This window comes from Roseibium aestuarii (genome assembly GCF_008477545.1).
GTDB classification, from domain to species: Bacteria; Pseudomonadota; Alphaproteobacteria; order Rhizobiales; family Stappiaceae; genus Roseibium; species Roseibium aestuarii.
The window spans coordinates 1-5,454 of sequence record NZ_VORA01000013.1 but is presented as its reverse complement, the minus strand read 5'-3'; the positions used below and the strand labels follow the sequence as shown (position 1 = coordinate 5,454).

General features: G+C 68.8%; 5 protein-coding genes. All 5 read left to right on the top strand.

Annotated features, from left to right (window positions below; genetic code table 11):
* Positions 1-227, top strand: a 227-nt coding sequence (locus FR728_RS19155) for a hypothetical protein (RefSeq protein ID WP_208998935.1), incomplete at its 5' end; no start/stop codon positions are given.
* A 14-nt stretch (positions 228-241) separates the two neighbouring features.
* On the top strand, positions 242-1,930 hold the full coding sequence (locus FR728_RS19150) for a DEAD/DEAH box helicase (RefSeq protein ID WP_149894342.1): 1,689 nt from the start codon (positions 242-244) through the stop codon (positions 1,928-1,930).
* A gap of 3 nt (positions 1,931-1,933) precedes the next feature.
* On the top strand, positions 1,934-2,344 hold the full coding sequence (locus FR728_RS19480) for a DUF6511 domain-containing protein (protein ID WP_208998934.1): 411 nt from the start codon (positions 1,934-1,936) through the stop codon (positions 2,342-2,344).
* Positions 2,341-3,111 carry a PD-(D/E)XK nuclease family protein gene (locus FR728_RS19140; protein WP_149894341.1) on the top strand — a complete coding sequence of 257 codons (771 nt, stop codon included), beginning with the start codon at positions 2,341-2,343 and terminating at the stop codon, positions 3,109-3,111. The genes FR728_RS19480 and FR728_RS19140 overlap by 4 nt, the downstream gene beginning before the upstream one ends.
* Entirely contained in the window at positions 3,063-5,429 is a 2,367-nt protein-coding gene (locus FR728_RS19135; protein ID WP_149894340.1) for an AAA family ATPase, read from the top strand. The genes FR728_RS19140 and FR728_RS19135 overlap by 49 nt, the downstream gene beginning before the upstream one ends.
* Positions 5,430-5,454: the final 25 nt, after the last annotated feature.

The following is a 5,454-nucleotide window of genomic DNA, read 5'->3' as shown; positions in this document are numbered from 1 at the left end:
CCCGCATCGACATCGGCACCGACACCAACGGCGAGGACAAGAACGAGATCCGCGCTGCCGTCACGCCCGACCATCGCGACTACGCCGCGCTGATGGGCACGGTCCCGCCGCAGTTCACCGCCGCCCCGGCGCAGGGCCACGCCTCGCAGCAGCCCACCACGCCCACCCAGCCCAGCCAGCCCGCGTCCGCTCCCGGCGCCGCCGGTCGGCCGAGCTGGGCGCAGTAAGGGGGAGACCGGCCATGCGCCTGCGCCCCCGCCAGAAGACCTTCGTCGAGCGCAGCGTGGCTGCGCTCGCTTCCCGCGGCAACACGCTGGGCGTGGCGCCCACTGGTGCTGGCAAGACCATCATGCTCTCGGCGGTCACCGGCGAGATGATCGGCGACGGCGCCAAGGCCTGCGTGCTGGCCCATCGCGACGAGCTGACAGCCCAGAACCGCGCCAAGTTCCAGCGCGTGGTGCCGGGCGTCGCCACATCGGTCATCGACGCCACGGAGAAGTCCTGGGGCGGCCAGGTCGCCTTCGCCATGGTGCCTACGCTGGCGCGGGCTTCGAACCTCGCGGACATGCCGCGCCTCGACCTGCTGGTCGTCGACGAGGCGCACCATGCCGTCGCCGACAGCTACCGCCGCATCATCGACCGCGTACGCGCGGCCAATCCCGACGCCCGCATCTTCGGGGTCACGGCGACGCCGAACCGGGGCGACAGGAAGGGCCTGCGCGAGGTCTTCGACAATGTCGCCGACCAGGTGCGGCTGGGCGAACTGATTTCCTCGGGCCATCTCGTGCCGCCGCGCACCTTCGTCATCGATGTGGGCGTGCAGGACGAGTTGCGCTCGGTCCGCAAGACCATGTCGGATTTCGACATGGCGGAGGTGGCGGGCATCATGGACCGCGCCCCCGTCACGGACGAAGTGATCCGGCACTGGAAGGAGAAGGCGGGCGAACGGCAGACCGTGGTGTTCTGCTCCACCGTCGCCCACGCAGAGCATGTGACCGACGCCTTCAGGGCGGCGGGCGTTTCCGCCGCGCTGATCCACGGCGATCTGGCGGCCGAGACCCGCAAGGCGATCCTCGCCGACTACGCGGCGGGCGACATCCGCGTCATCGTCAACGTGGCGGTGCTGACCGAGGGCTGGGACCATCCGCCCACTTCCTGCGTCGTGCTGCTGCGGCCGAGTTCCTACAAGTCCACGATGATCCAGATGGTCGGACGCGGCTTGCGCACCGTCGATCCCGAGGAACATCCCGGCATCGTCAAGACCGACTGCGTCGTGCTGGATTTCGGCACCTCGAGCCTGATCCACGGCACGCTGGAGCAGGATGTCGATCTCGACGGCAAGACCGAAGCTGGAGAGGCGCCGACGAAGACCTGTCCTGCCTGCGAGGCGGAGATCCCCCTGGCCGCCACCGAATGCCCGCTCTGCGGTGAGGCGTTCCCGCGGGAGGATCTGGATGCAGGCGAAGGCGGCGCCGCCGCGCCGCTCTCGGGCTTCCTGATGACGGAGATCGACCTGCTGAAGCGATCCAGCTTCGCGTGGGTCGACCTCTACGGCACGGACGACGCGCTGATGGCCACGGGCTTCGCAGCCTGGGGCGGCATCTTCTGGCTGGACGGGGTCTGGTACGCCATCGGCGGGGCGAAGGGCGAACGCCCCCACCTGTTGGGTGTCGGCGAACGCACCGTCTGCCTCGCGCAGGCCGACGACTGGCTGAACACCCACGAGACCGACGAGAGCGCCTTCAAGACCCGCTCCTGGCTGCGCCAGCCGCCGACCGAGAAGCAGTTGCAATACCTGCCGCCCGAGTGCCGCCACGACTTCGGCCTGACGCGCTACCGCGCCTCGGCGCTGATGACCTTCGGCTTCAACAAGCGCGCCATCCGCCAGCTGATCGACACGGCCGCCCGGCCCGAACGGAGGGCGGCATGACCCATGGCCTCCGTCATCCCCATCACGGCCGAGGACCGGCGGCGGCTCTGGCATCCGCGTGGAACGCTCTGTGCTGTCTGCCGGCAACCCACCCGTGGCTTTGGCTGGTTCGATCCGCACCGGTCGAAGCAGCCCCGGCCTTCGGTCTGGTTCTGCTCGATGCCCTGCCAGTCCTTCTGGACGCGTTTGGCGCGGGAGCGTTTCGCCATGGTTGACCTGACCGAGGAAGAGCGCGCCGCAATCACCGCCTCCATGAAGCGCGTGGCGCTGCTGATGGACGAGATCGGCTGGGCCACCCCGCTTGCCGATCTGACCGAGGCGCAGGTGCGCGCGCTAATTGAGGAAGCCGTCGAGGGCTTCCGCGAGGCCATGTCCGACATCGCCCGGGCGCAGACGCCGGAGGTGCCGTTTTGACCCTCGATTACAATCACCGGCCGAGTTTCGCAGAGCGGGTCAACGCCGCGGTCGACCGGGCGCTGACCGCCGATCAGGCGACGCGGCCGCCCCGCGACTACCTCGGCGGCTCACGTCTCGGCCATGCCTGCGAGCGCGCCCTGCAGTTCGAGTTCACGGCGACGCCGAAGGACGAGGGCCAGGATTTCAGCGGCCAGTCGCTGCGCATCTTCGCCATCGGCCATGCGCTCGAGGATCTGGCCGTCGCCTGGCTGCGCGGCGCGGGCTTCGACCTCTACACCCGCAAGGGCAACCGGCCCGATGGCGGCCAGTTCGGGTTCTCCGTCGCGGGCGGACGCATCCGCGGTCATGTCGACGGCATCATCGCGGCCGGGCCCGAAGGCTTCGGTCTCGCTGTTCCCGCGCTCTGGGAATGCAAGACCATGAACGCCAAGAACTGGCGCGCCTGCGTCAAGGACGGCGTGAGCAAGTCGAAGCCGGTCTATGCCGCCCAGATCGCGGTCTATCAGGCCTACATGGAAACCAGCGTGCCCGGCATCAGCGCCGCGCCCGCCGTGTTCACCGCGATCAACAAGGACACGGCCGAGATGCACCACGAACTGGTGCCTTTCGACGCCGATCTCGCGCAGCGCATGTCCGACCGGGGCGTGCGGATCCTGCAGGCGACCGATGCGGGCGAGCTGCTGCCGCGCGTCGCCACCACGCCCGACTTCTTCGAATGCCGCTTCTGCCCCTGGTCCGAGCGCTGCTGGAGGCTGCCGGCATGAGCGACGACGGCATCCTGCATTTCAACCCGTGGATGGACTTCAACGACGGCCCGCCGTCCGAGAACCCGTTCGGCTGCGACCCCGACCGCGAGCAGATCGCCATCTTCCTAGACACCGTGTTCAGCTGGTGCGAGGGGCTGATCCCGCTGCGCGGCTTCGTCGACAAGGGTCAGGGCCGGGACGGCAAGCCGCACAACATCTGGATCCCCGCCGACGACACCGCGCCCGACAAGCTCGCGACCTTTGCCGCATGGGCCAATCGCGAGGGCGCCGCCGTCTATGTCATCCCCGGCACGGTCGAGGAGCAGGGTCAGGCCCGCGCCGCCGATGTGCTGCAGATGCAGGCCATCGTCGTCGATCTCGACGCAGGCGACATCCCGGCCAAGCTGGACCATGTCACCCGCCACCTCGGCACGCCCTCGCTGATCATCGAGAGCGGTGGGCGGACGCCCGAGGGTGCGGCCAAGCTCCATGTCTGGTGGAAACTGACCGAACCCGTCGAAGGTGAGGACCTGGCCACCCTCTGCCGCCTGCGCGGCGAGATCGCCGTGAAGGTCGGCGGCGACACGCATTTCCGCTCGGCGCACCAGCCGATCCGGGTGCCAGGCACCGTCTATCACAAGCACGGCCATCAACGCCTCGTGCAGATCCGCGAACATCGCGACGTTGAGGTGGATCTTGCGGATTTCGCCGAACGGGTCGCCGAGATGCCGCCGCTGCCAGGCGTGGGCTTCGCCAGCGACGTTTCGGCCCCGCAGGCCAAGCCCGGCATCGACGCGGTGCTCACCACGCCGGTGCGCGAAGGCGCGGTCGACGACTGGTCCCGGTTCCAGGGGGCCAGCGCCGCCATCGGCTATTACGTGCGCCTGGTGCACGAGGGCCGCCTCGACCCGTTCGCGGGCTGGGAGGCGATCTGCGGCTACAACGCCGCCATGCTGCGCCCGTCCTGGCCGCTCGATCGGCTGATGGCCGAGTCCGAACGCCTCTGGGAGCTGCATGTGAAGCGCAACGGCCCGCCGCTCCTGCGCGCGGCCCATGTCGATGCCCCGGCCAGCCCGCTGCCTACCTTCAGCCTCGGCGCTCTGCTCGACGACACGAGCCCCATGCCCGAGGACGTCATCGGGCCGCGCGTGCTGACGCCAGGCGGTCTCCTGGTGCTGGGCGGGGCGCCCAAGGTCGGCAAGAGCGACTTCCTGATCTCATGGCTCGTGCACATGGCCGCTGGCGTGCCGTTCCTCGGCTTCACGCCGCCCCGGCCGCTGCGCGTGTTCTATCTGCAGGCCGAGATCCAGTATCACTATCTGCGCGAGCGCATGCAGCAGATCGCGCTGCCTGCCGCCGTGATCGCCGCCGCGCGCGACACCTTCATCGCCACGCCGAAGCTGAAGCTACTGCTCGACGCGGAAGGCGTCGCCCGTGTGGCGGAGGCGATCCGGGCCGCATTCCCGGACGCGCCGCCCGACATCATCGTCATCGACCCGATCCGCAACCTCTTCGATGGCGGCCCTGAGGGCGGCGGCGAGAACGACAACACCGCCATGATGTTCTTCCTGAAAGACCGGGTGGAGCTCTTGCGCGAGGCGGTCAATCCGGACGCGGGCGTCATCCTCGCCCACCACACCCGCAAGGCCACCAAGCATCAGGTCAAGGACGATCCCTTCCTCGCCCTCTCCGGCGCCAGCGCGCTGCGGGGTTTCTACACCTCCGGGCTGCTCATGCACCGGCCCGACGAGGACAGCAGCGTCCGCAGGCTGGAGATCGAATTGCGGAACGGCCCCGCGCTGCCGGGCAAGCTGATCGACAAGATGAAGGGCGAATGGGTCGAGCTTAACCCGCTGAACGAGCGCCTGGTGCGCAAGGAGGTCGGCGCCAAACTCGATGCCGAACGGCTGCGCAAGCACGACGTCATCCTCGGCATGTTGCTGGATGAGGCGGCGAGCGAGCGCCTGTACACCGCGATGCAGTTCGCCGAGACCTTCGAGAACCGGGGCGGTCTGGGCAGCAAGCACACGATCCGCGAGCGCCTCAGCGTGCTGGCGACCAAGGGCTACGTGAAGTTCCTGCGCGACCCCTCTGGATTCGGCTTCCCCGTCACCCGGTCGCGGTTCGGCTACCTCTGCGTCGAGGGCATGCAGTTCGGCGCGCCCGTCGAGGAGATCGATCCGGCCACCGGCGAGGTCACCACCGAGGTCCGTCAGGTCCTGCCCAGCCACTTCAAGTGCCCCCAATCCGGGCTCTGCCTGCAGGTCGAAAACCCCGCCGTCTGGGTCTACCCGGAGGGGCTCGAAGACGACCTAACTCATATGAGTGAGGCCTGACTCATATGACAGCGCCAACTGTGCA

What these genes read in the sequence shown, in the direction of transcription:
- FR728_RS19150 (WP_149894342.1), top strand. Translation starts at nt 242, where the DNA reads ATGCGCCTGCGCCCCCGCCAGAAGACCTTCGTCGAGCGCAGCGTGGCT.
- FR728_RS19480 (WP_208998934.1), top strand. Translation starts at nt 1,934, where the DNA reads ATGGCCTCCGTCATCCCCATCACGGCCGAGGACCGGCGGCGGCTCTGG.
- FR728_RS19135 (WP_149894340.1), top strand. Translation starts at nt 3,063, where the DNA reads ATGCCGCTTCTGCCCCTGGTCCGAGCGCTGCTGGAGGCTGCCGGCATG.